This is a genomic window from Lentzea kristufekii (genome assembly GCF_033949925.1).
Lineage (GTDB): Bacteria > Actinomycetota > Actinomycetes > Mycobacteriales > Pseudonocardiaceae > Lentzea > Lentzea kristufekii.
In genome coordinates this window covers 370,911-394,529 of record NZ_JAXAVV010000002.1, presented here as the reverse complement: position 1 = coordinate 394,529, position 23,619 = coordinate 370,911, and the positions used below count along the sequence as shown (strand labels likewise).

At 70.2% G+C, this 23,619-nt stretch carries 20 protein-coding genes; 16 read left to right on the top strand and 4 right to left on the bottom strand.

Annotation, left to right across the window (positions count from 1 at the left end; translation table 11 throughout):
* Window positions 1-182 precede the first annotated feature (182 nt).
* From SK571_RS05415 to SK571_RS05405, 3 genes are all read left to right on the top strand, one after another.
* Window positions 183-1,109 (top strand): LuxR C-terminal-related transcriptional regulator, encoded by a 927-nt coding sequence (locus SK571_RS05415; protein WP_258950478.1) that lies wholly within the window; start codon window positions 183-185, stop codon window positions 1,107-1,109.
* 293 nt (window positions 1,110-1,402) lie between these two features.
* Window positions 1,403-2,101 (top strand): hypothetical protein, encoded by a 699-nt coding sequence (locus tag SK571_RS05410; RefSeq protein ID WP_319982915.1) that lies wholly within the window; start codon window positions 1,403-1,405, stop codon window positions 2,099-2,101.
* A gap of 114 nt (window positions 2,102-2,215) precedes the next feature.
* Window positions 2,216-2,797, top strand: coding sequence for a hypothetical protein (locus SK571_RS05405; protein ID WP_319982914.1), 582 nt, complete (start codon window positions 2,216-2,218; stop codon window positions 2,795-2,797).
* 55 nt (window positions 2,798-2,852) lie between these two features.
* On the opposite strand, the gene SK571_RS05400 is transcribed toward SK571_RS05405, so the two are convergent.
* Complete coding sequence (locus SK571_RS05400; protein WP_319982913.1) at window positions 2,853-4,730, bottom strand: S41 family peptidase; 1,878 nt, start codon at window positions 4,728-4,730, stop codon at window positions 2,853-2,855.
* Window positions 4,731-4,850: 120 nt separating this feature from the next.
* Here SK571_RS05400 and SK571_RS05395 point away from each other — a divergent pair, with 120 nt between their 5' ends.
* Both SK571_RS05395 and SK571_RS05390 read left to right on the top strand, forming a co-directional pair.
* The gene (locus tag SK571_RS05395) at window positions 4,851-7,241 is read left to right on the top strand and encodes a hypothetical protein (RefSeq protein WP_319982912.1); all 2,391 of its coding nucleotides are present in this window, start codon (window positions 4,851-4,853) and stop codon (window positions 7,239-7,241) included.
* 13 nt (window positions 7,242-7,254) lie between these two features.
* Window positions 7,255-7,845, top strand: coding sequence for a superoxide dismutase family protein (locus SK571_RS05390; RefSeq protein WP_319982911.1), 591 nt, complete (start codon window positions 7,255-7,257; stop codon window positions 7,843-7,845).
* A 4-nt stretch (window positions 7,846-7,849) separates the two neighbouring features.
* Here SK571_RS05390 and SK571_RS05385 read toward each other — a convergent pair whose 3' ends face one another.
* The gene (locus SK571_RS05385) at window positions 7,850-8,938 is read right to left on the bottom strand and encodes a helix-turn-helix domain-containing protein (protein ID WP_319982910.1); all 1,089 of its coding nucleotides are present in this window, start codon (window positions 8,936-8,938) and stop codon (window positions 7,850-7,852) included.
* Between the two features lie 141 nt (window positions 8,939-9,079).
* On the opposite strand from SK571_RS05385, the gene SK571_RS05380 reads away from it, so the two are divergent.
* From SK571_RS05380 to SK571_RS05355, 6 genes are all read left to right on the top strand, one after another.
* On the top strand, window positions 9,080-11,692 hold the full coding sequence (locus SK571_RS05380) for a type 2 lanthipeptide synthetase LanM family protein (protein ID WP_319982909.1): 2,613 nt from the start codon (window positions 9,080-9,082) through the stop codon (window positions 11,690-11,692).
* A complete protein-coding gene (locus SK571_RS05375) occupies window positions 11,689-11,877 on the top strand; it encodes a hypothetical protein (RefSeq protein WP_319982908.1) in 189 nt (62 codons plus the stop codon). The genes SK571_RS05380 and SK571_RS05375 overlap by 4 nt, the downstream gene beginning before the upstream one ends.
* Before the next feature lie 69 nt (window positions 11,878-11,946).
* Window positions 11,947-14,823: an AAA family ATPase gene (locus SK571_RS05370; protein ID WP_319982907.1), complete on the top strand. Its 2,877-nt coding sequence runs from the start codon at window positions 11,947-11,949 to the stop codon at window positions 14,821-14,823.
* 208 nt (window positions 14,824-15,031) lie between these two features.
* Window positions 15,032-16,024 (top strand): efflux RND transporter periplasmic adaptor subunit, encoded by a 993-nt coding sequence (locus tag SK571_RS05365; protein ID WP_319982906.1) that lies wholly within the window; start codon window positions 15,032-15,034, stop codon window positions 16,022-16,024.
* Complete coding sequence (locus SK571_RS05360) at window positions 16,024-16,734, top strand: ABC transporter ATP-binding protein (protein WP_319982905.1); 711 nt, start codon at window positions 16,024-16,026, stop codon at window positions 16,732-16,734. Before SK571_RS05365 ends, SK571_RS05360 begins: the two co-directional genes overlap by 1 nt.
* On the top strand, window positions 16,734-18,062 hold the full coding sequence (locus SK571_RS05355; RefSeq protein ID WP_319982904.1) for an ABC transporter permease: 1,329 nt from the start codon (window positions 16,734-16,736) through the stop codon (window positions 18,060-18,062). Before SK571_RS05360 ends, SK571_RS05355 begins: the two co-directional genes overlap by 1 nt.
* A 230-nt stretch (window positions 18,063-18,292) precedes the next feature.
* On the opposite strand, the gene SK571_RS05350 is transcribed toward SK571_RS05355, so the two are convergent.
* Window positions 18,293-19,078 carry an aldo/keto reductase gene (locus tag SK571_RS05350; protein WP_319983156.1) on the bottom strand — a complete coding sequence of 262 codons (786 nt, stop codon included), beginning with the start codon at window positions 19,076-19,078 and terminating at the stop codon, window positions 18,293-18,295.
* Between the two features lie 55 nt (window positions 19,079-19,133).
* Complete coding sequence (locus tag SK571_RS05345; protein ID WP_319982903.1) at window positions 19,134-19,898, bottom strand: SDR family NAD(P)-dependent oxidoreductase; 765 nt, start codon at window positions 19,896-19,898, stop codon at window positions 19,134-19,136.
* Window positions 19,899-19,981: 83 nt separating this feature from the next.
* Between SK571_RS05345 and SK571_RS05340 the strand changes: the two genes are divergently transcribed.
* Genes SK571_RS05340 through SK571_RS05320 form a run of 5 tightly spaced genes read left to right on the top strand, consistent with a single transcriptional unit; the run spans window position 19,982 to window position 23,394 of the window.
* Window positions 19,982-20,419 (top strand): MarR family winged helix-turn-helix transcriptional regulator, encoded by a 438-nt coding sequence (locus SK571_RS05340; RefSeq protein WP_319982902.1) that lies wholly within the window; start codon window positions 19,982-19,984, stop codon window positions 20,417-20,419.
* Window positions 20,420-20,441: 22 nt separating this feature from the next.
* The gene (locus SK571_RS05335; protein ID WP_319982901.1) at window positions 20,442-21,533 is read left to right on the top strand and encodes an acyl-CoA dehydrogenase family protein; all 1,092 of its coding nucleotides are present in this window, start codon (window positions 20,442-20,444) and stop codon (window positions 21,531-21,533) included.
* Window positions 21,533-22,135 carry a nitroreductase family protein gene (locus SK571_RS05330; RefSeq protein ID WP_319982900.1) on the top strand — a complete coding sequence of 201 codons (603 nt, stop codon included), beginning with the start codon at window positions 21,533-21,535 and terminating at the stop codon, window positions 22,133-22,135. The genes SK571_RS05335 and SK571_RS05330 overlap by 1 nt, the downstream gene beginning before the upstream one ends.
* A 9-nt stretch (window positions 22,136-22,144) precedes the next feature.
* Window positions 22,145-22,942 (top strand): thymidylate synthase, encoded by a 798-nt coding sequence (locus SK571_RS05325; protein WP_319982899.1) that lies wholly within the window; start codon window positions 22,145-22,147, stop codon window positions 22,940-22,942.
* Window positions 22,939-23,394 carry a dihydrofolate reductase gene (locus SK571_RS05320; RefSeq protein WP_319982898.1) on the top strand — a complete coding sequence of 152 codons (456 nt, stop codon included), beginning with the start codon at window positions 22,939-22,941 and terminating at the stop codon, window positions 23,392-23,394. Before SK571_RS05325 ends, SK571_RS05320 begins: the two co-directional genes overlap by 4 nt.
* The last annotated feature ends 225 nt before the right edge of the window (window positions 23,395-23,619 follow it).

Sequence of the window (23,619 nt, the reverse complement as noted above, 5' to 3'; positions counted from 1 at the left end):
TGAGGTCCTTCCACGCAGGGGCCTTCGCGTGCCGTTGAGGGCGTCAGTGTTCTGAACCGGCTGCGGAGGTGGGAGGACGGTAAGCCGGGCCACACCTGCGAAAACAGGTCTAGTGGAGTCCGTTTGACGACACTGGCGTGTTCACGACAGGGGTACTGCGCCGAATGGCGCACAATGTGGCCGTGTTCGGACACTTGGGCGTCGCACCGGAGCTAACGGCCGTTTACGAGCTTCTGGTAACGGGTGGAAGCCGCACGACGGACGAAATCGGCGTCGCGGTCCCGGTGCTGGAGGAGATGCGGGAGCTCGGCCTGGTCCGGCACCTGCCCGGTGACGTGTGGCAGGCCGTGGCGCCGGACCTGGCCGTGGAGGCGCTGATCGCGGCGCGTGAGGAGGCCAACCGGCGGGCCCGCGCGGACATCGGCCCGTTGATGGAGCTGTACCTGCGCAACCGCGACGAGGAACTGGCGGACAACGCGTTCGTCGAGGTGGTGTCCGGTGTGGACGCTGTCCGCGAGCTGTGGCACGCCCTGCTGCGCGGCGCCCGCGGGGAGGTCTGCGTGCTCGACCAGCCGCCGTACGTGACGCCGCTGGGCCAGCACGTCGCTCTGGAGGACGAGACGCGGGAACGGGACGTGCAGTGGCGGGTCGTCTACGACCGCTCGGCCGTCGACATCCCCGGCCGGGTCACCGAGATCATCGACCTGGTCGCGGCCGGCGAACGCGCCCGCGTGACGCCGACGCTGCCGTTCAAGCTCGCGGTGATCGACACGCACGCGGCGGTGCTCCCCGTCGTGAACGGCGACATCGTCGACAAGGTGCTGCTGATCCGGCCGTCCGCGTTGCTGGACGTGCTGCGCTCGACGTTCGAGCTGTACTGGGACAAGGGGATCCCGTTCAGCCCTGGCGGGATCTACGCGGCGGCGGCCGACGTGGACCCGAACCTGCTGGGGCTGCTCGCCGCCGGGCTGACCGACGAGTCGATCGCACGGCAGCTGGGGCTCGCGCCCCGCACGGTGCAGCGGCGGGTGCGGCAGCTGATGGACCGGTGCGGCGCGCAGACCCGGTTCCAGGCGGGCGTCCAGGCGATGCGGCGCGGCTGGCTGTAGTCCGACGCAACCTCAGTTCAGTTCACGCCGAGATCGCTTGACTCGTGGGTTCCGCGTCAGCAGTTCCAGAGCACGCAATGCGTCACGTCGGCGCCTGGCAGATTGCGGTACGACGGAACCGCATACCGCGATCAAAGTCGGAAGAGCCACGACCGCAAGGGCGAGGAGTACCAGTATCACGTCCAACTCCGATCAACGGTCGTGCGTTCAAGGCACTGCAGGACCGACGGTAGTTGACCCGTTAGAGGGGTAAGACTCCCAAACTTACCCATCTAAGGCACAGACTTACCCCTGTGCTGATCGGATACGGAAATGGCGGCTGGGTCCGTCTGAACGGTGCGGGCCTTCCTGGTGCGGTCTACGCACGTTTCGGCAAACATGTCGATGGCACTTGGCGTTTGTACGAGCTCTACCTCGATGGTGCAGGTGAGCCTCTCCCAACAGATGCAGTCCGCGGATTGCCAGCCAACCTGCTTGCGTCGGTCGTAGTGAGCGAACAAGATCACTTGGAGAGCCGCCTCGGGATTCCGGGGCCTGATCTCCGGCGACTCGCAAGGCACTACGCCACCTCTTGGGGAGGTTCGACCCACGACGGTCGGTCGTGTGACACCTGCGGGGGACCGCTCAAGGGCGGCAGCTGGCGTCGCAAACAGGGCATTCAAGAGGCCATGCAGAACTGGGTGGCAGAGGCTTGGTTCGCGCAGTTCCGCAACTCGACCGTGAAACAGGCTCCTGCGGCAAGAGAGAGCGAAGGCGTCGATGTGGAAGCTGAGGAGTTCCCCATCATCACTCCACCTGCCGGCAGCCGAATCACCCGCGAGTTCTTGGAGACCGTCGTTACGGCCTATCGGCTCGCCATCCTCAAGGGCCTTCATCCAGCGCCAACCATCGCTGAACTAGCGCACGTGTCGCCGAAGACCGTGCGGAAGTGGGTGGCCAAGGCGCGAGAGCGAGGCGTATTGCCCCGCGGGCGGAAGGGCAGGGTCGGCTGAAGGCCGTCAAGGTTGGCTGAAGGCCGTCAGGGTTGGCCGTAGCCCGACGCAACCTCAGGTGATCATTCGGCGTCTCACTCTGTGCAAGCACGTACTCACAGGGGGATTCAACAAATGCGCATGCGCAAGGTGATGGCGGCTGCCCTGACGGGCCTCGCACTGATCGGTCTCGCGGGCACGGCATCGGCGTCGGCATCGGGTTCCGGGGATCTCGTGTGGCCGCCGAAGGACGTCACGCCGGTCCACAAGACCAAGGCGGAGCTGGAGAAGCAGACGGCCGGGTTCTCCGCGCGCCAGCAGCAGACCTTCCCGAAGGTCTTCCGCGGCGCGCAGGACGTCTCGCCCGGCAACTGGGGTGGCGAGGCCGAGGGTCTGTTCGACGACATGCAGTACGTGACCAACTGGACCGGGTTCACCGTCGACGGCCAGAGCAACACGGTGTTCATGCAGGTCAACGCTCCGGGCTTCTTCCAGGAGTCGCCCAGGCAGCTCTGCGAGCGGGACAAGTGCACCGGCAGGGCGAGCGACCACCGCGGTGGCGTGACGGTCTTCACCAAGAACGACCAGCACGGCATCACGATCGCGTGGAACTTCCGCCGCAACGGTGAGGTGGTCTGGGCGCAGAGCTGGACGCCGGGCACCGAGGCGCAGCTGGCGGCCGTGGCCTCCGACCGCGCGTACACGTTCACCCGCTAGCAAGAAGTGAGAGCGGGCGCTTCCGGTCATGGAGTCACCGGAAGCGCCCGCTCGATCAGCTGGTGACCTTGCGCGCGGCCACCAGCTGCCCGTCCGCGAAACCCTCGACGCGCACCTCGCGCCCGGTCGCGGCCAGCGTCGCGGTGTGCGCGCCGTCGGTCACGTCCAGCGAGGTCGCCGGGCGGCCGTCGACGTAGACGTCCACCCGGTCGAGGTTCACGGTGTCCAGCGAGACGGTCGTGCCCGCGACCGCCACCCCGAGCCGCCGCACCGGCTGCTCCTGCAACAGCTCTCCCGCTCGTGCGAGGAGATCCACGTTGCCCTGCAACAGGTCCGCGCGCGTGACCTTGTGCTGGTGCGTCGGGCGCACACCCAGGTCCTCCACCGGCGTGCCGGCGAGCTTGCCGACGCGCAACGTGCGGCGGATCGACACGCGCATGTTCGCCTTGTTGGGCAACGGCTTGTACGGCGACTCCGCGTCGACCGGCGCCGGGATCTTCAGCAGCGTCGACAGCAGCCCGTGCGTCCACACGTTCGCGCCGCCCGCACCGGTGTTGTCGTCCACGCCGAGGATCGGGCCGAGGTCGTGGTCGGCCCAGCCCGCGGCGAAGATGTCGGTGGCCGAGTAGCAGCGCGCGTCGGTGATCAGCACGACCGGGCCGTGGTAGGTCTGGCCCACGGCGTTCGCGCCGTCGACCGGTGTGATCGTGTGCGAGCAGGAGAACGCCTGCCCCGTCTCGGTCGAACTGTCGAGCGACGGGAACCACGGGCCGAGGTTGATCTGGCCGGTCGGGTCCTCGGCGTGGCGGCGGCAGATCCGCAGGTTCAGCGGCGTGCTCAGGAACTGCACGGGCTCCGGCGCGACGGGCCGCGGCGTCATCGTCTGCAGCAGGAACTCCGAGGCGAAGATGTGGCCGCCGCCGTTGTCGCGCACGTCGACGATGAGCCCGTTCTGCGGCAGCAGGGCCGCGAGCCGCACGAACTCGGCGAGGAACGCGTCCGGGTCGTCGACGCTGAACGTGAAGATCCGCAGGTGCCCGAACGTGCCGGACGGCGTGACGACGGGGCGGGCCCGGAACACGCCCGGCATCGTCGTCGGCACGTCCTGCGCGGACATCGCGACCGCGCCACCGGAGGCTTCGGCCTGCACGACTTTGGGCGCGTGCAACAACTTCTTGGCGCGCGCCTTCTCGTCGGAGTCCAGGTCGACGCCCTGGGCGGCCGCCGCCGGCGACAGCTCGTCGACGTCCGTCATGGGCGGCAGGTTCTCCGTGACCTGCCAGTCGACGCGGATCTCCCCCGCGACGCCGGTCTCGTCGCGGTAGGTCACGACGACCCAGTCCTCGTCGGGCGGCAGCTGGATCACCAAGGGGCGCAACGTGAGCGACTCGAGGCCGCGGGCGAGGTTCGCGGCGGTGTTGCTGCCGGCGAAGACCGCGCCGTTCAACGCGACCGCGCGGGCGATCGGCGTGCCGTTCCAGTGCGTCACCTCGGCACCGGCCGCGAGGCCGTCGAAACCGGCGACCGTGCGGGCGACGAGGTACTGCTCGGTGCCGTCCTCGGCGAAGCAGCGCTCCAGCTGGAACGGCAGGAAGGCGATCTTGCCCGCGAACGGCGCCGGCAGCAGGTAGTTCGTGTGCAGGTCGCGCACCGAGTGGAACGTGCTCGACAGCTCGCGGTGGAACTGCCACTCGGGCTCGGCCGTGGCGTCGGTCTGCCGTTCGAGTCTCGCTCTCAGGACTCTGAGTCTTTGCACGGGATTCACCGCGTGCATCGCGACTTTGAGAGGCAGGTGCGCGTAGTTCTGCTCCAGCACGATCAGCGCCTGGTCGACGATGAGCTTGCGCTGCGCCAGGGTGAGCGTGCCCGCGGTGGCGAGGAACTCGGCGAGTCCGACGGAATTTGCGACGTTCGGGTGAGCGGTTGTGGTCATGGTGGGGCCTCCTTGCTCAGTAGAGGCTTTCCAGGGCGCCTGGATACACCTTTTTCACCCGTTCGGCCGCTAACTGGAGCAGTTTCGTTGACGACAACTGGAGTAAAGGGGAGGCCGGCGATGACTTCACCCGTCCTGGAACTGCGCATCCACGGGGTCAACAACACGCCCCCGGACGCGATGCTGGCTCTTCCCGACCACGCCGTCGAGCAGTTCCGCGGCGATCGGTTCGGCAGCTTCTGGCGCCCGCGACCGGACAGGCTCGCCGACGTCCCACCGGATCACCCCGGACAGGTGCCCGCCGGCGTGCGGCGCGAGGCGTACTCGTGGGGCGGCATGGCGCGCAGCAGCCCCGGTGTGCCGGGCAGCGGGGTGCCGTCGGTGCTCGCGAACGCGCTGGGGCGCGTCGGGTGGGCGCTGCTGCTGCCGTTCGGGCTGGCGAACGTCGCGTACTGGTCCCGGAAGTTGCCCGACGACTCGGTTCCCCCGGCGCGGCGGATGGTGTGGTGGAACGCCGGGCGCGGAGCGGCCTCGACGCGGCTGTTCGGGCTGGGGCTGACGGTGCTGCTGGTGCTCGCGGTGTGCGAGGTGGCGATCGACGTCTACGCGGTCCAGTGTTCGCTGCCGGGCACCACGTGCAAGCGGCTGCCGGACTTCCTGGACGTGCTGGGTGATCCCGCCCGCCACGTCCGGGTGCTGGCCGCGTCCGCCGTGCCGGTGTTGCTGCTGCTCGGGTTGCTGGCGCTGACCTCGTTGTCGCGCAGCAGGTACGAGATGACGTCCGTGCGCACACCGCAGCGGCGGGAAGGCGTGATGCTGAGCCGGGCGTCGATGTGGAAGGGCAGCCCGCGGATCCGCCGGCTCACGCGGCTGCACCTCTCGGCCGGGTGTTGCGTGGTGGTGCTGGCGACGAGCACGCAGGTGTGGCAGCACGTGTTCTTCCTGGTGCTGTCCGTGCTCGCCGCCGCAGTCCTGGCCGTGGTGATGGCGCGGGTGGTGGTGACGGCCACCGACTGCCCGGACGTGCCGTCGACCGAGCAGGGCGGCCTGTGGTCGTGGCTGCTGATGATCTCGTCCGTGATCGTGCTGGTGGCGCACGGGTTCGGGCTGTACGCGATCGCGCCGGCGTTCGACAGGCCGTTGTGGCTGACGACGTGGGGACCGCCGGCGGTGACCGTCGCGCTGCTGGGGTCGGTGCTGGCGGCGTGGTCCTGGCGGCGCAACGACGCCAAGGGACCGCTGGTCCTGCTCGTGCTGTTCGTGGCCTGCATGGTCGCCACGCACTGGGTCTCACTCGCCTGGATCGGTGCCGCCGTGTTCGGCGGGGTGCTGGCGTGGCGGGCACGGCCGCGTGCCGGTGACGAGTGGCAGGCCTGGCGCGGCGCCGGACCCGGTGTGCTGCTGGGGTTGTCGCTCGTGTCGTCGGTGATGATGGCGACGGTGCTGGTGCTGACGTTCCGCGGCTGGGTCGGCACCGGCCTGCGGGCACCGGTGTTCTACTCGTGGTTCAGCGCGGCGTTCGCCGTGGCGCTGGTCCCGCTGGTGTTGCTGGTTCTCCTGCAGGCCTTCGTGTTGCTGTCCCGGTTGATCACGCCCGCGGTGCTGGACGGAGAGGGCGAGGCGCTCGTCGTGCGGGCGCGGCACGTGGTCGCGGTGACGCACCGGGCCGAGAACGTGGCCGGGGTGCTGTCGGTGCTGGGCGTGCTCGCGTTGCTGCTGACCTGCTACCTGACGTTCGCCTCGCCGGACTGGGGTCAGTCGTCCGCCGTCACGTGGGTGGTGGGCAAGGGCGACTGGGTGACCGGGCTCGCCGGGGTCGCGGTGATCGGGTCGTTCGTCGGCGCCGGGATGCTGACGAACCGGCGGCCGCTCGGGCTGCTGTGGGACCTGATGTGCTTCCTGCCGCGCACCGCCCACCCGTTCGCGCCGCCCTGCTACGCCGAGCGCGCGGTGCCGGAGATCGCCGATCGTTCGCGTGAGTTCCTGGACGAGTCGCCCGATCATCGCGTGGTGCTGTCCGCGCACAGTCTGGGCGCGGTGCTGGCCGTGGCGGCGTTGTACGCGTTGCCCGCCGGGTATCTGCAACGGGTCCAGCTGCTGACGTACGGCGTGCAGTTGCGGCCCTACTTCGGGCGGATCTTCCCGGAACTGCTGGGGCCCGCCGTGCTGGGCACGCCGCCGGTGCGGGCGGGCGCGATGTTCTCGTGCGATCCGTGGCGCCGGGAGCCCGGCGAGATACCGGAGTGCGGGCTGGCGTCGTTGCTGGGGCCGAGCTGGATCAACCTGTGGCGACGCACCGACTACCTCGGCTTCCCGGTGCACGGCTGGGAGGACAACGACCTCGACCGTCGCGCGAACGAGACGGACGGGTCACCGGACAAAGTGGAGACCCACGGCGACTACCACCTGTGCGCGGCCTACCGAGACGCGTTCACGGAGCTCGTCTCGCTCGAACTGAACCGGTCACCCGATCGTGGACGTGGAGGGGATGGGAACCTGGAACGCAGCTGACTCAAGGAGAAACATGCGCACGACTGTGGCGACCCTCGTGGGTGCCGTACTGCTCGCCGGAGGGCTGGCCGCTTGTTCGAGCGGGGCTCCGCCCGCCGCGCCGCCCTCCGCACCGGCGGTCAAGCCGGTGGCCGAGACCGACGTGGCCGCACCCGCGGCCTCCGGTGACCAGCCGAAAGGCATCACGTACGACGTCGCGCGAATCCCACTGGGAGCCAAGCTCTCCACCGGCTCGTTCGTCGCGAATGGACAGACGACGGTGGAGCTGAAGGTGTCGGGCCTGCTGCCGAACACCAAGTACGGCTCGCACGTGCACACCAAGCCGTGCGGTGCCAAGCCGGCCGACTCGGGCCCGCACTACCAGAACACGAAGGACCCGGTGTCGCCGAGCGTCGACCCGCAGTTCGCCAACGCCGAGAACGAGATCTGGCTGGACTTCACCACCGACGCGCAGGGTGCCGCGACCGGCACGGCGACGGTGAAGTGGGAGTTCCGCAAGGGCGAGGCGAACTCGGTCGTCGTGCACGCCGCGCACACCAGCACCGAGCACGGCAAGGCGGGCACCGCCGGTGACCGCCTTGCGTGCCTGACCGCAGCGTTCTGAGTCGCTAGACGGGCCAGGTCAGGGCCACGCCTCCGGCGAGGTGCGGCCCTGACACCGGTTCCAGCACCGCCGCACGCACGAGGTTCAGCGCCTCGTACCGTGATCCGGTGCGACGAACGAGCCCGCGCACGCACAGGTCCCTGACGTACGGGCTGTGCCCCGGATCCTCACCTTCGGCCATCCGCACCAGCAGCTCGCGCCCGTCGACGTCCAAAGTGGACAGCGAACGGCGCAGCGAGTCGCGCAGGTGTGCCGACGTGGGGTCGAGCGGGTTGGACCGCAGCCGTTCGAGCAGGTGCTGCGGCGAGTAGACCATGAACCACCCGGCCGCGAACTCCAGCGCCGACGGCAGCCCGTCCAGTTCGTGGACGAGGCCCACGAGCGCGGCCTGGTTCGCCGGCTCCGGCCTGAACGCGGGCCGCACCCGGTGCACGTGCGTGAGCAGCAACCGCACCGCGGCGTCGTCGGCCAGCGCGCCCAGCGGGAACACCAGCTCGCCGGGCAACTCGGTCGGCGCCAGCGCCGTGACGACGATCCGCAGCCGCGGATGCGCATCCAGCAGGCACGGGTCGGGGCGGCGGTCGGTGACGAGGACGGTGTCCTGCTCGTCGTTGATCGACGGGACCGACTGGGACGGGTGCCACAGCACAGACCAGCCGTGCCGGAAGTGCAGTTCGCCGGCGACCTCCAGGGCCAGCCGGGTCTTGCCGACGCCGCTGACCCCGGTGACGGTGACCAGCCGTTGCCCCGCGTGACCGGCGCCCGGCCGTCCCTCCGTCAGCGATGCCGCGAGCGCCGCAGCCTCCGCCTCCCGCCCCACGATCAGCCCGCCGGGCCCGGCCGGCGCGGGTGGCGCCACCGTGGACCGGCCGGCGGCACGCCCTCCTGCCTGCTGCAGGTCCGCGCGGCTCTCCTCGTCGAGCCGCAGCCCGTCCGCGAGCAGGCGCACCGTCTCCGCCCGCGGTGAGCGGGTGCGGCCGCACTCCAGGTCGCGGATGGCCCGCACGCTCACCATCGCGAAGTCAGCCAGCTGTTGCTGGGTGAGGCCCGCGCCGATGCGGTGCGTGCGCAGCAGTTCTCCGAACTCCCTCATGCCCGTCCCCTCCTCGGACTCCGAGTCTCGGGGCGATCGGGCGGCGAAACATGGGTGGCGAACCCCCATATTCACGTCCGCGCGCAAATCTGGGGGATTGGTCCCCATGTGCCGCCCGCCCGCGCGTGCGAGGTTGGCCGCGTGACCTCCGCGGCCGAGACCAGCACCGGTGAGAGCTGGACAGCGGCTTTCGCCCACGCCCTGCGCCCGCTGATCGACGCGTCCCGCACGGAGGTCGCGCCTCCGTTCGACGCGGCCTTCGCCGAGCAGCTGGGGCGCCGGCTCGTGGCGATCGCGGCGCGCACGCTCGTGCTGGAGCTGCACGAGGCGCGCGACACGCTGACCAGCCCCACGAGCGCCGAGAGGTTCACCGAGTTCACGCGCACGCTGAACCTCTCGTCCGTCTTCAACCGCTACCCGGTGCTGGCCAGGTTGCTCGCGCAGGCCTGTGAGCAGGCGGTGTCCACGCACCACGAGCTGTCGTCGCGGTTCACCCGCGACCGGGCGAAGATCGTCCGGACGATCTTCGCGAACGCGGACCCCGGTGCGCTGATCTCCATCGAGACGGGGCAGGGGGACGCGCACCAGCAGGGCCGGACCGTCGCCGTCCTGACCTTCGAGTCCGGCCGGCGGCTCGTCTACCGGCCACGACCGCTCGGACTGCACGCGCGGTTCACCGAGCAGCTCGCGTGGCTTTCCACGCGAACAGGAATCGAGCTGCGGGCGCCGAAGCTCCTCCCCCGCGACGGCTACGGGTGGATCGAGCACATCGCCCACGAGCCGTGCGCGGACGTGGCCGGGGTCGCCGACTTCTACCAGCGGCTCGGCGCGCTGCTCGCCCTGCTCTACGCGGTCGACGGCACCGACATGCACTACGAGAACCTCATCGCGTGCGGCGACCAGCCGGTCCTCGTGGACGTCGAGACGCTGTTCCACCCCACGCTGACACCGCCCGACGCGGACCCCGCCACGCGCGCACTGGTGCGTTCGGTGCACCGCACGGCCCTGCTCCCCCACGTGCTGATGGGCGACAACGGGGTCGCGGACGTGTCCGGGGTCGGCGGCGACCACGGCGTGCTGTCGCCGTTGAACGCGGTCGACTGGGCCGACGCGGGCACCGACCGGATGCGGCTGGTCAGGCGCCCCAAGACGGCGCCGGGGGCGTCGAACAGGCCGCTGCTCGGCGGCATCCCCGCCGAACCCGCCGACTACCAGGACTCGCTGCTGGCCGGGTTCCGCGCGGGCTACGACGCGATAGTGGCGCACAGGAACGAGCTGCTGCAGCTCATCCGGAAGTGCGTCAACGAGGAAGTGCGGTTCGTGGCGCGTGCGACGCGGCAGTACGCGCGGTTGCTGGACGAGTCGACGCATCCGTCCGTGCTGGCCGACGCGCTGGACCGCGACCTGGCGTTCGGTGTGCTCGTGGCCGACGATCCGCTGCTCGACCGGCTGGTGCCGTTCGAGGTGTCCGACCTGTGGCGCGGTGACGTGCCGCTGTTCACGTGCCGGCCGGGGTCGACCGACCTGTGGACCGCGTCCGGGCTCCGGCTGCCGGGGATGCTGCCGGAGCCCGGACTGCACGCCGTGACGCGCAAGGTCCTGGCGATGAGCGAGGTCGACCGGCACGACCAGCAGTGGGTGATCACGGCGCTGCTGGCGTCGCGGCCGCGGCCGGTGTCGCACCACAGCGGCGTCGCGGTGCCCGGTCACGTCGCGCCGGTCGACCCGGATCCGGCCCGGCTGCTGGTCGCCGCGTGCGGGATCGCGGACCAGATCCTGGCGCACGCCGTCACCGGTGAGGACCGGGTCAACTGGCTCGGGCTCGAACTGATCGACGACCGGCACTGGTCGGTGCAGCCGCTCGGCGCCGGTCTCACCAACGGCTACACGGGTGTGGCGCTGTTCCTCGCCGAACTGGGCGCGCTGACCGGCGCCGCGCGGTACGTCGACTTCGCGCGCGACGCGCTGCGGCCGTTGCCGTCGTTGCTGGAGATGTTCGCCTCGGAACCGGAACTGGTCACGGCGGTCGGGGGCGGAATCCACGGCCTCGGCGGCATTTGTCACGGGCTGGCCCGCCTCACGCGGCTGCTCGACCTCGACCCCGCGCTGCTCACCCAGGCCGTGCGGCTGATGCCCGAGGAAGATTCGTCTTTCACCGTCGTGGACGGCGTGGCCGGCTCCTTGGCCGCGATGCTGTCCGTGGGCACGCCTGAGGCCCTCGCGCTCGCCGACCGCTACGCCACCGCCCTGCGTGGCGCCATTTGCCCCGCGGATGGTTTCGCGCGCGGCGATGCCGGAATCGGATGGGCGCTGAGGCGTTACGCGGCAACGGTTCGTGACGAGATATCTGATGTGGCCGCACGGACGTTCCTGGAGAGCGACACCATCGACCCGACCGACACCGGCTGGTGCACGGGTCTGGCCGGCGTCTCGCTCGCCCGTGACGACGAGCGGCTGGCCGGTCTGCTGGCCTCCAGGGAACCGTTGCGGGACATGAGTCTCTGCCACGGTGAACTGGGCGTCGTCGAGGCACTGGCCGTCCACCACCCCAGCGCCGCGACCCGCCGTGTGGCGTTGTTGCTGGGCGCACTGGAGGAACACGGTGCGCGGTGCGCCACGCCGGGCGGTGTTCCCTCCCCCGGGCTGCTCACGGGCCTGGCCGGCATCGGCCACGGCCTGCTGCGGCACGGGTTCGCGATCCCGTCAGTCCTGCTACTGCAAGCGTCACCCGACACAGAGGAGTCCACCCGATGAACGAATCCCTGCACCGCACGGCCGACCAGCCCGAACCGGCCGAGCACGCGATCGGGGAGATGGAGCTCGCGCCGAAGACCGCCGTGGGTGCACGCGCCCGTGCGTTGATGGGCCTGACCATGGCGACGAGCGCGTTCGTGGCGCTCACGCCCGCCCTCTCGGACACCACGGTGAGCGTCGTGTAGGGACACTTTCGCCACGAATACGCCTGGCAGGCGATACGGCGAACCGCACAGGACCGTTAGTGTCCAGACATGCAGACCCGAGCGCCCCAAGTGGTCGGCCGTGATCGCGAGATCACGGCCGTCACCGGGGCGCTGGCGCGCACCCGCCAGTCCCGCGGTGGCGCCGTCTTCCTCACCGGTGAGGCGGGAATCGGCAAGTCGCGGCTCGCCCGGTACGCGGCGGGCCAGGCGTACGACGAGGGCATGCGGGTGCTCAAAGGGCGCGGCACGACGATCGGACCGATGGTGCCGTTCCGGCCCATCGCGGAGGCCCTGCTGGGCCTGTTCCGAGGTGAACCCCCGGACGACTCCGCGCTCGGTCCGTACAAACCGGTGCTGGGCACGCTGATCCCGGAGTGGCACGACCACCGGTCCACGACGGAGTCGGTCGTCGTGCTGGCCGAGGCGGTGCTGCGGCTGCTCGCGTCCGTCGCGCGCAAGACGCCGTGCCTGCTCGTGCTCGAAGACCTGCACGAGGCGGACGCGGAGACGCTCGCGGTCGTGGAGTACCTGGCGGACAACCTGGAGGACCAGCCGGTTCTGCTGCTGGCCACGATCCGCACCGAACCCGGCCACGCGCTGGAACTCGTGCACAGGATGGTGCAACGCGGCTCCGGCAGGCTGGTGGAGCTGCACCGGCTCTCGCAGGACGAGGTCGGCCAGATGACGGTCGCCTGCCTGGACAGCGCGCTGGTCCCGGCGGAACTCGTCGATCGCTTGTGGACGGACAGCGCCGGGAACCCGTTCGTCATCGAGGAACTGTTGCACGGCATGGTGAGCGGCGGCCTGCTCGTGGCCGGAGCGGACGGCTGGCAGGTGCTGGGCGAGCTCAAGCTGCCCGTGCCGGCCGCGTTCGTGCGCAGCGTCGCGCACCGCACGGACAGGCTGGGGCCGCAGGGCCGTGAGGTGCTGTCCATCGCGGCGGTGCTGGGCCACCGGTTCCCGCTTTCCCTGGTGCAGAAGGTCACCGGCATCGACGACCGCGAGCTGCTCAGCCACCTGCACGCGGGAGTGGCCGCGCAACTGGTGACCCCGGACGAGCCCGCCCCCGACTGGTACGCGTTCCGGCACCCGCTCACCGCGGACGCGTTGCTGGCCCAGCTGACCCCGGCCGACCGCGTGGACCTGTCGTCGCGCACGGCCGACGCGGTCGAGGACCTGCATCCCGGCCTGCCCGGCGACTGGTGCCCGCTCGTCGCGAAGCTGCGGTTCGACGCCGGATCCCGGACGCAGGCGGGACTTCTGTTCGCCGAGGCGGGCAGGCGGGCGTTGGCGGGCGGGGCGGCGGAGTCGGCGGTCACGCTGCTCGACCGGGCGCAAAGCCTGCTCACCGACGACGTCGTGGTCCGCGCCGAGGTCCTCGACACGCTGCTGCCGGCGTTGGCCGAGACCGGCGAGTTCGAACGCGCCTTCGCCCTGCAGATCAACGACCTCCACGGGCTGGACGCCTCGCTGCGCGCGAAGCTCCACACGCGACTGTCCCGCGTCGCCTACCTCGCCGGCTGGTTCACCGAAGGCGTGGAACAGGTGCGCATCGCGCGGACGTTGCTCGGCCCGGACGCACCGGACGAGCTGGCCGCGCAGCTGGACGTCAACTCCGCGTACCTCACGCTGAACATCCCGAGCGCCGACCGGATCTCGTCCGCCGCGCACCTCGCCCGGCAGGCGGCACTGGCGGCGGACCGGGCACGACTGCCGACGGTGGCGTGCGAGGCCTGGCAGCTGCTCGGGATCATCGCGCGCGAGCACGACATCGACGAGGCGAACGCCTGCTTCGGCAAGGCCCTCGCTCTCGCGGGCACGCACCACATGCCGATCCAGCACGTCTACGCGCTGGTCCGGCTGGCGGGCAACGAATGGCTGCAGCACGGCAGCACCGCGTCCCTCGGCCGGACGCACGCCGAGGCGTGCCGGGCGGGCGCGATCACGGTGGCGCACAACGTGGACGCGATCCTCGCACTGCAGTCGGTGCTGACCGGCGACCACGCCGCGGCCGCCGGGGAGATCGAGCGGTGCCTGCGCACCACCACGCGCCTGCGGTTCCACGCGCTCACCCGCTACCTGCTGATGACGAAGGCGGTGCTGGCCGGACACCGGGGCAACCGCGCCGAGACCGAGGACGCCATCAGCGAGTTCGAGGCGGTCGCGAAGAACGGGGCGCAGGAGTACCCGTTGTGCTTCGGGCTCGCCCGCGCGTTCTGCGCGCTGCTGGAGGAGAACCACGCGCTGGCGATGACGGAGCTCGACCACGCGCTCGCGCTGGAGTCGCAGAACCCCACGACGTTCCACCTGTCCGGCACGCACGGCATGCGGGTGCTGCTCGGCGTGCTCGACGGCCGGTTCGGCTGGTCGGACTACCACGCGCTGACGGCGGCGTCCGCCTCGGGAATGCGGTGGAACCGCCAGTTCACCGAACTGGCGCACGCCGTCCTCCTCGGCCGCGACGACCGTTGCACCGAGGCCCTGGAAGCCTTCCAGCGCGCCCAGGAGGCCGCGGAACCGTATCCGCTGGCCCGTCATCTCGGCCGGCGACTCGTGGCCCAGGAGGCGGCGGGGTGGGGCGATCCGGTGTCCTGGCTGCGTTCCGCCGAGGAGTACTTCCACCAGGCCACGATCCCGGCGGTGGCATCGGCGTGCCGGGGCCTGTTGCGGCAGGCGGGAGCACCGGTGCAGCAGCGGCGCAGCGGCACGGACCAGGTGCCGCGACAGCTGCGCGGGCACGGCGTGACCGTCCGCGAGTTCGAGGTGTTCGTGCTGCTGGCTGACCGAATGGGCAACAAGGCGATCGGCACGCGGTTGCACATCTCGCCGCGCACGGTGGAAAAGCACGTGGCCTCGCTCATCGCGAAGACCGGCCAGCCCGACCGTGAAGCGCTTTCCGCTTACGCCGCCGCGCTGGGCCGCTGACGCCGCCTTCGCACCTCCGCGCTGACGCCGTTCGGACGGCCATCAGCCCGGACGTAAGCGCTTTCCGCCCACGCCACCGGCGCTGGGACGTCGACGTTTCGATCAGGGCCGAAACGTCGATGGGCATCGGCCGAAAGACCGATGCAACCTCCAGGACGTTTCAGGTGTCCTTATCGGTAGGTTGGTCGAAACGACATGGGGGACGTTCGTGCGCAAAATTGTTCTCGCGCCGCTGTGCGCGCTGGTCACGGTGGCCGTGGCGGCGTGCAGTCCGTCAGGTCCGGAACAGACCAATCCGGAGCTGGCGCCGCGGGGCACGCCGATGACCAAGGTCAAGCCCACCAGGCAGGACCTGACCACCAAGCTCAGCATCTCCGGCAAGGTCGAGATGAACCCGACGTTCGGGCTCGTCGCGCCGGTCGCGGGGCAGGTGCGGTACTTCGACGTCCCGGCGCCCAACGGCACGCCGACGAAGCCCATCCGGGTCGCGACGGTGTGGAAGGACCAGCAGCCGAACTACGTGGAGGTCCCGGCGGGTTCCACGTTCAGCGGCCGGCTCGTCGACGACAAGGCGACGGTGACGGCGGGCATGCCGATCGCGTCGGCCAAGCACGTCGGCTACGCGATCGTCGGCGACATCGACGGCCAGCAGGCTTACAAGATCAACGGCGCTCTCACCGACGTCGTGGTGCAGATCAAGAACGGGCCCGGCCCGTTCCCGTGCGCCGTGCTCGGCACGATCGCCGCGCTGCCGCAGGGCACCGTCCCGGAGAAGCCGCCGGTCACGCCGGACACCAAGGACGAGAAGAAGGACCAGCCGCAGCAGCAGCCGCAACAACCCCAGCAGCAGCCGCAGCAGCCGAGTGCCTCCACCGGCCTGCGCATCGTGTGCACGGCGCCGGCGGACGTGCAGATGATCAACGGCGCCACCGCGTCGATCGAGGTCACCACGGGCAAGTCGGCGCAGGCGCTGGTCGTTCCGGTCGAGGCCGTGGCGGGTCAGCAGGGCAAGGGCAAGGTCGACGTCATCCAGCCCGACGGCTCGCGCCGCACCATCGACGTGGTGCTGGGCCTGACCGACGGCAAGGTCATCGAGGTCAAGTCCGGTCTCACCGGTGACGAGGAGCTCGCCGTGCCGGGCCCGAACCTGCCAGAGGGCCAGCAGCAGGGCGGCGACCAGACCAAGCCGACGGGACCGTGATGACGCAGTCCTTCGAACAACCCACGGTGCAGGTCCAGGCACCGCTGCTCCAGCTCAACGGCATCACGAAAGTCCTGAAGGGGCAAGGGGAACCGCGCACCATCCTGTCCGGTGTCGACTTCACCGTCCACCCTGGACAGAGCGTGGCGATCCTCGGCCGCTCCGGTTCCGGCAAGTCGACGCTGCTGTCGCTGATCGGCCTGTTCGACCGCGCCGACGAGGGCAAGTACTTCCTGCACGGCAACGACATCACGAAGCTCCCCGAACGCAGGGCGGCGGCGTTGCGCAGCGCGGAGTTCGGGTTCGTGTTCCAGCGCTTCTTCCTGCTCAAGCACCTCACCGCGGCGCAGAACGTGGCGATGGCACTGGTGAACGGCCAGGGCTGGTCGGCGCGGCGCAAGCGCAAGCAGCAGGTGATGGAGGCACTGGAGCAGGTCGGCATCGCGCACCTCGCGAAGTCCAAGCCCACCAGGCTTTCCGGCGGTGAGCAGCAGCGCGTGGCGATCGCCCGCGCACTCGTGCGGCAGCCGCGCATCATCCTCGCCGACGAACCCACGGGCGCGCTCGACACCGAGACCGGCAACCTCGTCGTCGAGGTGCTGCTCAACACGACCAGGCAGGGCTGCGGCCTCGTGCTGGTCACGCACGACCACGACCACGCCGCCAAGATGGGCCGCGTGATGGAGCTGCGCGACGGGCGGTTCAACTGATGCTTTCCGGCAAGTTCCGGTCCGCCCTGGTCATCGGCGGACAGGGCATCCGCGCCCGAAAACTGCGCACGTTCCTCTCGATGGTCTCGCTGTTCCTCGGCGTCCTCGCCGTCGTGGCCGTGCAGGCGGGGTCCGAGATCGCCGAACGCGCGATGCTCACCGACGTCGAGCTCCAGGCCGGCAAGGACGGCACGATCATGGGCTACGTCCCCGGCGAGAAGGGCGCGCCGGGCATCGTCGAGTCCACGTTGAAAGGGCGCTCCGACGCGGTCGCGATGATCAGCTCTCGCGCGATCATCGGCGAGCCGGGCGTGCGGCCGATCAACGAGGGCGGCATGCCGTTCGAGTACGTCGGCAGGGGCGGCGACTACTCCGGCCCGATGGTGTACTGCGACTCCAACGGCACCTGCACCGAGCAGAAGCAGGAGGAGAAGAAGCCGGCCGGCCAGGCGATCGAGGTCAGCATGGTCGCGCTGACCGGCGACATCCGCCCGTTCAAGCCGTTCCGCCCCGTCTCCGGCACCTGGCTGGAGTTCGGCACCGCGCCGTCGCTGGCGCCGCGGATCGTGCTGAACGAGGAGGCCGCCAAGGGCCTCAAGCAGTACCGCGTCCCCGGCGAGATGATGATCGACGGCGCCACCCACCACGTGTCACCGCAGATCATCGGCGTCGTGCAGGACGGCAACATGCAGCCGCGCGTGTACATGCGCCTCGACGAGCTGCGCACCTGGATGCCGTCGGCCGCCGCGACCACCGAGGCCGACAAGTTCCGCGGCGGCGGCACCCAGCTGGAGCTCTACCTGCAGCCGGGCACCGACGACCTGCAGCAGCTGATCAAGGCGAAGCTCGCCGGCGCGGGCCTGCAGCAGAACCAGATGCACTTCCAGACGGTGAACTCCAAGGAGCGCATGCAGTCCGAGCTGAAGATCATGCGACTGATCTTCCTCGGCATGGCGTTCCTGGTGCTGCTCATCGGTGTCGCGGGCATCCTGAACGTCGGCCTGGCCACGGTCGGCGAGCGCGTCGAGGAGTTCGCTCTGCGCCGCGCGGTGGGCATGTCGCGGATGCTGCTCGCGGGCATCGTGCTCGCGGAGACGTTGCTGACCGGCCTGCTGACCGCCGCGCTGGCGATCGGCGCGGGTGCCGCCGGGTTGCAGGTGGCGCTGATGATGTTCGGCAGCAGGTTCCCGTCGCTGCAGGGCACCACTTTCCCCTGGGAGGCAGGTGTCGCCGGCGTGATCGCGGGTCTCGTCGCCGGTGTGCTCGGCGGGCTCATCCCGGCCATCCGGGCGGCGCGGATCCCGATCGCCACAGTCATGCGGGCCTAAGTGCTGTGGCCGTCGGCCTTTGCCCCGTGTTTCGACGGTCAGACGGGTGCATCGCGGCGCCGGCCCCACGCCCTCATATCGGGCATGTGGGGGTGTGGGGCCGGTGTCGCGAGGTGCCCTGCTGAGCGCCGGAACACGCGGTGAAGGTCGGCGGCCACAGCACTTCCTGGCCCGTTGCCGGCGAAGCCCCGGACCGCTTGACGCGGGCCGGGGCTTCGTACTTCCCTGAACTAGTTGAGCTCGTCCGGGTGCGGGCCGATGCGGCCGTCGCGGTCCAAAGTGGACAGCAGCTCGACCTCGGCCTGCGGCAGCTCGAAGTCGAACACGTCGATGTTCTCCTGGATCCGGGACGGCGTCACGGACTTCGGGATCACGACGTTGCCGATCTGCAGGTGCCAGCGCAGCACGATCTGCGCGGCCGACTTGCCGTGCGCGAGCGCGATCTTCTGCACGACGGGATCGCTGAGCAGCTCGCCGCCCTGGCCGAGCGGGGACCAGGCCTCGGTCTGGATGCCGTGCTCGGCGTGGAACGCGCGCAGCTCGCTCTGCTGGAAGTACGGGTGCAGCTCGATCTGGTTGACCGCCGGCGTGACACCGGTTTCGTCGATCAGCCTCCGCAGGTGCTCGGGCTGGAAGTTGGAGACGCCGACGGCGCGGACGCGTCCCTCCTTCTGCAGCTCGACGAACGCCTTCCAGGTGTCGACGTAGTCGTCGCGCGCCGGGGTCGGCCAGTGGATCAGGTAGAGGTCGAGGACGTCGAGGCCGAGCTTGCGCAGCGACTCGTCGAACGCGCGCTTCGTCGCGTCGTAGCCGTGGTCGTCGTTCCAGAGCTTGGTGGTGACGAAGACGTCGTCGCGGTCCAGGCCCGACTGGGCGATGGCCGCACCGGTGCCGGCCTCGTTGCCGTAGGCGGCGGCGGTGTCGATGCTGCGGTAACCGGCCTTCAGCGCCTCCGCGACGGCCGGGGTGGCCTCCGCGTCGGGCACCTGCCAGACGCCGAAACCGAGCTGGGGCATGGTGACGCCGTTGTTGAGCTTCACGGTGTTCAAAGCGAGATCCTCACGGTAGTGCTTACGGAATGAGCGTCGGGGCGGTGCCACCGTCGACGCGCAAAGCGGCTCCGGTCGTCGCGGACGACAGGTCCGACGCGACGTAGGTGATGAGGTTCGCGACCTCGTGGGGGCGGATCAGGCGGCCCAGCAGCAACGTGGGGCGTTCGGTGCGGACGAACTCGGCCTCGCCGCCCTCGCCGACGCGGTCGCGGATGAACTCCTCGACACCGGGCGTCAGCGTCGGGCCGGGCAGCACCGAGTTCACGGTGACGCCGGTGCCCTTGACCTCCTGGGCCATGCCGCGCGAGATCGCGATCTGCGCGGTCTTCGTCATGCCGTAGTGGACCATCTCGGTCGGCGTGAAGACGCCGGACTCGCTGCTCACGAAGATCACCCGGCCCCAGCCGCGCTCGACCATGCGCGGCGTGTAGTGCCGGGCCAGCCGGACACCGGACATGATGTTGGTGTCGAAGTAGCGCTGCCACTCGGCGTCGTCGATCTCGAAGACCGGCTTCGCGCCGTAGATCCCCAGGTTGTTGACCAGCACGTCCACGTCCGGCACCTGGCCGACCAGGCCGGCCGCGCCCTGGGCGGTCGCGAGGTCCGCCGCAACGCCGCGCACGTCACCGCCGGCGCTGAGCTTGCCGACGGCCTCGGCCACCCGCTCCTCGGTGCGGCCGGTGATGACGACGGTGGCACCCGCCTTGAGCAGGCCCTCCGCCGCGGCGAAGCCGATGCCCGCGGTGGAGCCCGTCACAAGTGCCGTGCGTCCCGACAGATCCATGTCTCTCCCCGGTAGACTTGCTGAAGACGATTACAAGCGTACGCAATAGTTGCACACGCTGTCTATTCGAGAAGGGTTGAGCTATGTCACTGGACGACGACGCCGTCCAGGCGCGCGCGCAGGGCTGGCGCACGCTCGCGGCGCTGCACGCGCGCATCGAGGACCGCCTCGAGAGAGCGCTGCAGAAGGCACACGCCCTCTCGGTCAGCGAGTACACCGTTCTGGACGTCCTCAACCGCCAGGACGGGTTCCACCTCCGGATGAACCAGCTCTCCAACGCCGTGGTGCTCAGCCAGTCGGCCACGACTCGCCTGGTCACGCGGCTCGAGGACCGCGGCCTGCTCGCGCGCTACCTCTGCCCGACCGACCGGCGCGGCATCTACACCGAGGTCACCGACAAGGGCCACGAACTGCTCGCGCTCGCCCGTCCCACGCACGACCAGGTGCTCGCCGACTCCCTCGATGAAGCTTCCGGCGCTCCTGAGCTGAAGCCACTCGTTGAGGCGCTCGCCAAGCTGTAGCCGCTGGAGCAAGATCGCGCGCATGGATCTCCACGCTCTGATCCGCGCCGAGGCGCCGTTGGCCGAGCAGCAGCGCGCCCTCACCGAACCGGTGCTGGCCGCGCTCATCGACCACGGCGTGCACCGCCTGATCGCCCCGAAGCGCTACGGCGGCGCCGAACTCGGCCTGCCCGAGTGGAGCCGGGAGATCCAGGAGCTGTCGCGCTCGGACGCCTCGACCGGCTGGACCGCGATGACGACCACGATCTCGTCGTCGCTGGCCTGGTACCTGCCGGTGGACGCCGCCGACGAGGTGTTCAGCGATCCGCGCGCGTTGATCGCGGGCACCGCGGCGCCGTTGGGCAAAGCCGTGGAGACCGACGGCGGCTACCGCGTGACCGGCCGTTGGGGCTGGGGCAGCGCAGTCACCCATGCGTCGTGGGTCATCGGCGGCACCTTCACGCCTGTCGGTCCCCGTCTCGCCGTGTATCCGCGTTCGGACGTGACGATCCACGACACGTGGCACTCCGCCGGCCTGCGCGCGAGCAGTTCGCACGAGTTCTCTCTCACGGACGCGTTCCTGCCGTTCAGGCGCGCGGTGCGGCCGATCGGCATCACGCCCGGCATCGAGGGCCCGATCACCGTGTTCCCGTACTTCAGCTTCCTCGCGGCGGGCGTCGCGTCCGTGTGCCTGGGTGTGGCCCGCCGCGCGATCGACGAGATCGAGGCGCTGGCCGCCGAGAAGACCCCGCAGTACGCGACGACCCGCCTCGCCGAGCAGACCGGCGTGCAGATCGAGCTCGCGCTGATCGAGGCCCGGCTGTCGTCCGCGACGGCGTTCCTGCACGACACGCTGAGCGTGGCCTGGGACCACGCGGTGAACGGTGAGGCCGCCCCGGACGCGGTGAAGGCACGACTGCGGCTGGCCTGCTCGTTCGCCGCGGGCGAGGCCACCGACGTGACGCAGAAGGCGTTCGCGGCGGGCGGCGGCAGCTCGGTGTTCGAGTCGTCCGCCCTGCAGCGCTGCCTGCGCGACGCGCACGTGGCCGCCCAGCACACGGTGGTGTCGCGCCGGATGCTGGAGACGTACTCGATGCTCAAGCTGGGCCTCGGCCCGGACATGACGAGGTTCTGATGGACGCCCTCGAAGCGATCATGACCACGCGGGCGATCCGCCGCTTCACCTGTGAGCCCGTCGCCGAGGACGACGTGTGGACGTGCCTGCGCGCGGCCCAGCAGGCGCCGTCCGGCGGCAACGTCCAGCCCACGCGGTACCTGGTCGTCACCGATCCGGATGTGCGCACCGAACTGGGCAAGCTGTACCGCAGCGCGTTCACCCGCTACACCGAGATGGCACCGGAGCGCACCGACGCCGTCGGCCTGCGGATCGGCCGGTCCGCGAACCACCTCGCGGACACCCTCGCGTCCGTGCCGGTGATCGTGTTCTTCCTCATGCCGCGCCTGCCGTCGCTGGTGGACGGCATCGACATCGGGCCGGTGCACGCGTCGGTCTACCCGGCCGTGCAGAACTTCTGCCTGGCCGCCCGTGCGCTGGGCCTCGGCACCACGCTGACCACGGTCATCAGGGTGCACCACGCCGAGACGCTGGAGCTGCTCGGCGTGCCCGACCGGTGGGAGATCGCCGCGATGGTGCCGCTCGGACACCCCGCCGAGAGGTTCTCCGTGGCCGTGCGGCGGGACGTGTCGGAGCTGACGGCGTTCAACCGCTGGAGTTAGGGTGCGGGCATGCCCGACACGCAGTACGAAGACCTGCTCCGCCACGTCCTGAAAGAGGGCGTGCGCAAGGAGGACCGCACCGGCACCGGCACGCGGTCCATCTTCGGCCACCAGCTGCGCTACCCGCTCGCCGCGGGCTTCCCGCTGATCACGACCAAGCGCGTGCACTTCAAGTCGATCGCCTACGAACTGCTGTGGTTCCTGCGCGGCGACAGCAACGTGAAGTGGCTGCAGGAGCACGGCGTGTCCATCTGGGACGAGTGGGCGTCGCCCGAAGGCGAGCTCGGCCCGGTCTACGGCGTGCAGTGGCGCTCGTGGCCCACCCCGGACGGCGGGCACGTCGACCAGATCGCCGACGTGCTGAAGACGTTGCGGACGAACCCGGACTCGCGCCGGATCATCGTCTCCGCGTGGAACGTCGGCGAGATCGCGAACATGGCGCTGCCGCCGTGCCACGCGTTCTTCCAGTTCTACGTGGCGGACGGCAAGCTCTCCTGCCAGCTCTACCAGCGCAGCGCGGACCTGTTCCTCGGCGTGCCGTTCAACATCGCCTCCTACGCGCTGCTGACGCACATGATCGCCGCGCAGACGGGTCTCGGCGTCGGCGACTTCATCTGGACCGGCGGCGACTGCCACATCTACGACAACCACGTCGAGCAGGTCGAGCTGCAGCTCAGCCGCGAGGCGCGCGAGTTCCCCACGCTGAAGTTGGCTCCCGCGGCCTCGCTGTTCGACTACGCCTACGAGGACTTCACGATCGAGGGCTACGACCCGCATCCCGGCATCAAGGCTCCGGTGGCGGTGTGATCGGGCTGATCTGGGCGCAGGCCGCGAACGGCGTGATCGGCCGCGACAACGCCATCCCCTGGCGCATCCCCGAGGACATGAAGCGCTTCCGGAAGATCACCGCGGGTTCGGCCGTCCTCATGGGACGCCGCACCTGGGAGTCGTTGCCGCCGCGCTTCCGCCCGCTGCCGGGCCGCCGCAACCTGGTGCTGTCGCGCACTCCCCAGGAGGGTGCGGAGACGTTCTCCTCGCTGGAGAAGGCTCTGGCGGACGTCACCGGTGACCTGTGGGTGATGGGCGGGTCTGCGGTGTACGCGGCGACGCTGCCGTTCGCGGACCGCGTCGAGGTGACGGAGATCCGCGAGTCGTTCGAGGGCGACACGTTCGCCCCCGCCGTGGATCGTGAGCCGGTCAGCGTCGGCGAGTGGCTGGAGTCGAGCAGCGGCCTGCACTACCGGTTCGTCAGCTACTAGTAGAGCGTCGCGGCTTAGCTGTGCTGCGTTGAGTCGCGCACGGGGCTGGGCGGCCTGGTCGGTCGTTACCGAAGCCCGGATGGTCGCGCGCTCACGCACGTCGCCGCCGAGCTGGCGGCAGAAAACTGCCGGCGCAAACGTTTGCTGATCACCCCAACTACCGCCAACCGCGCAGGTGACAGCCATGAGAGCGCGATCTTCATGATCGAAAATCAGCAACCTGCC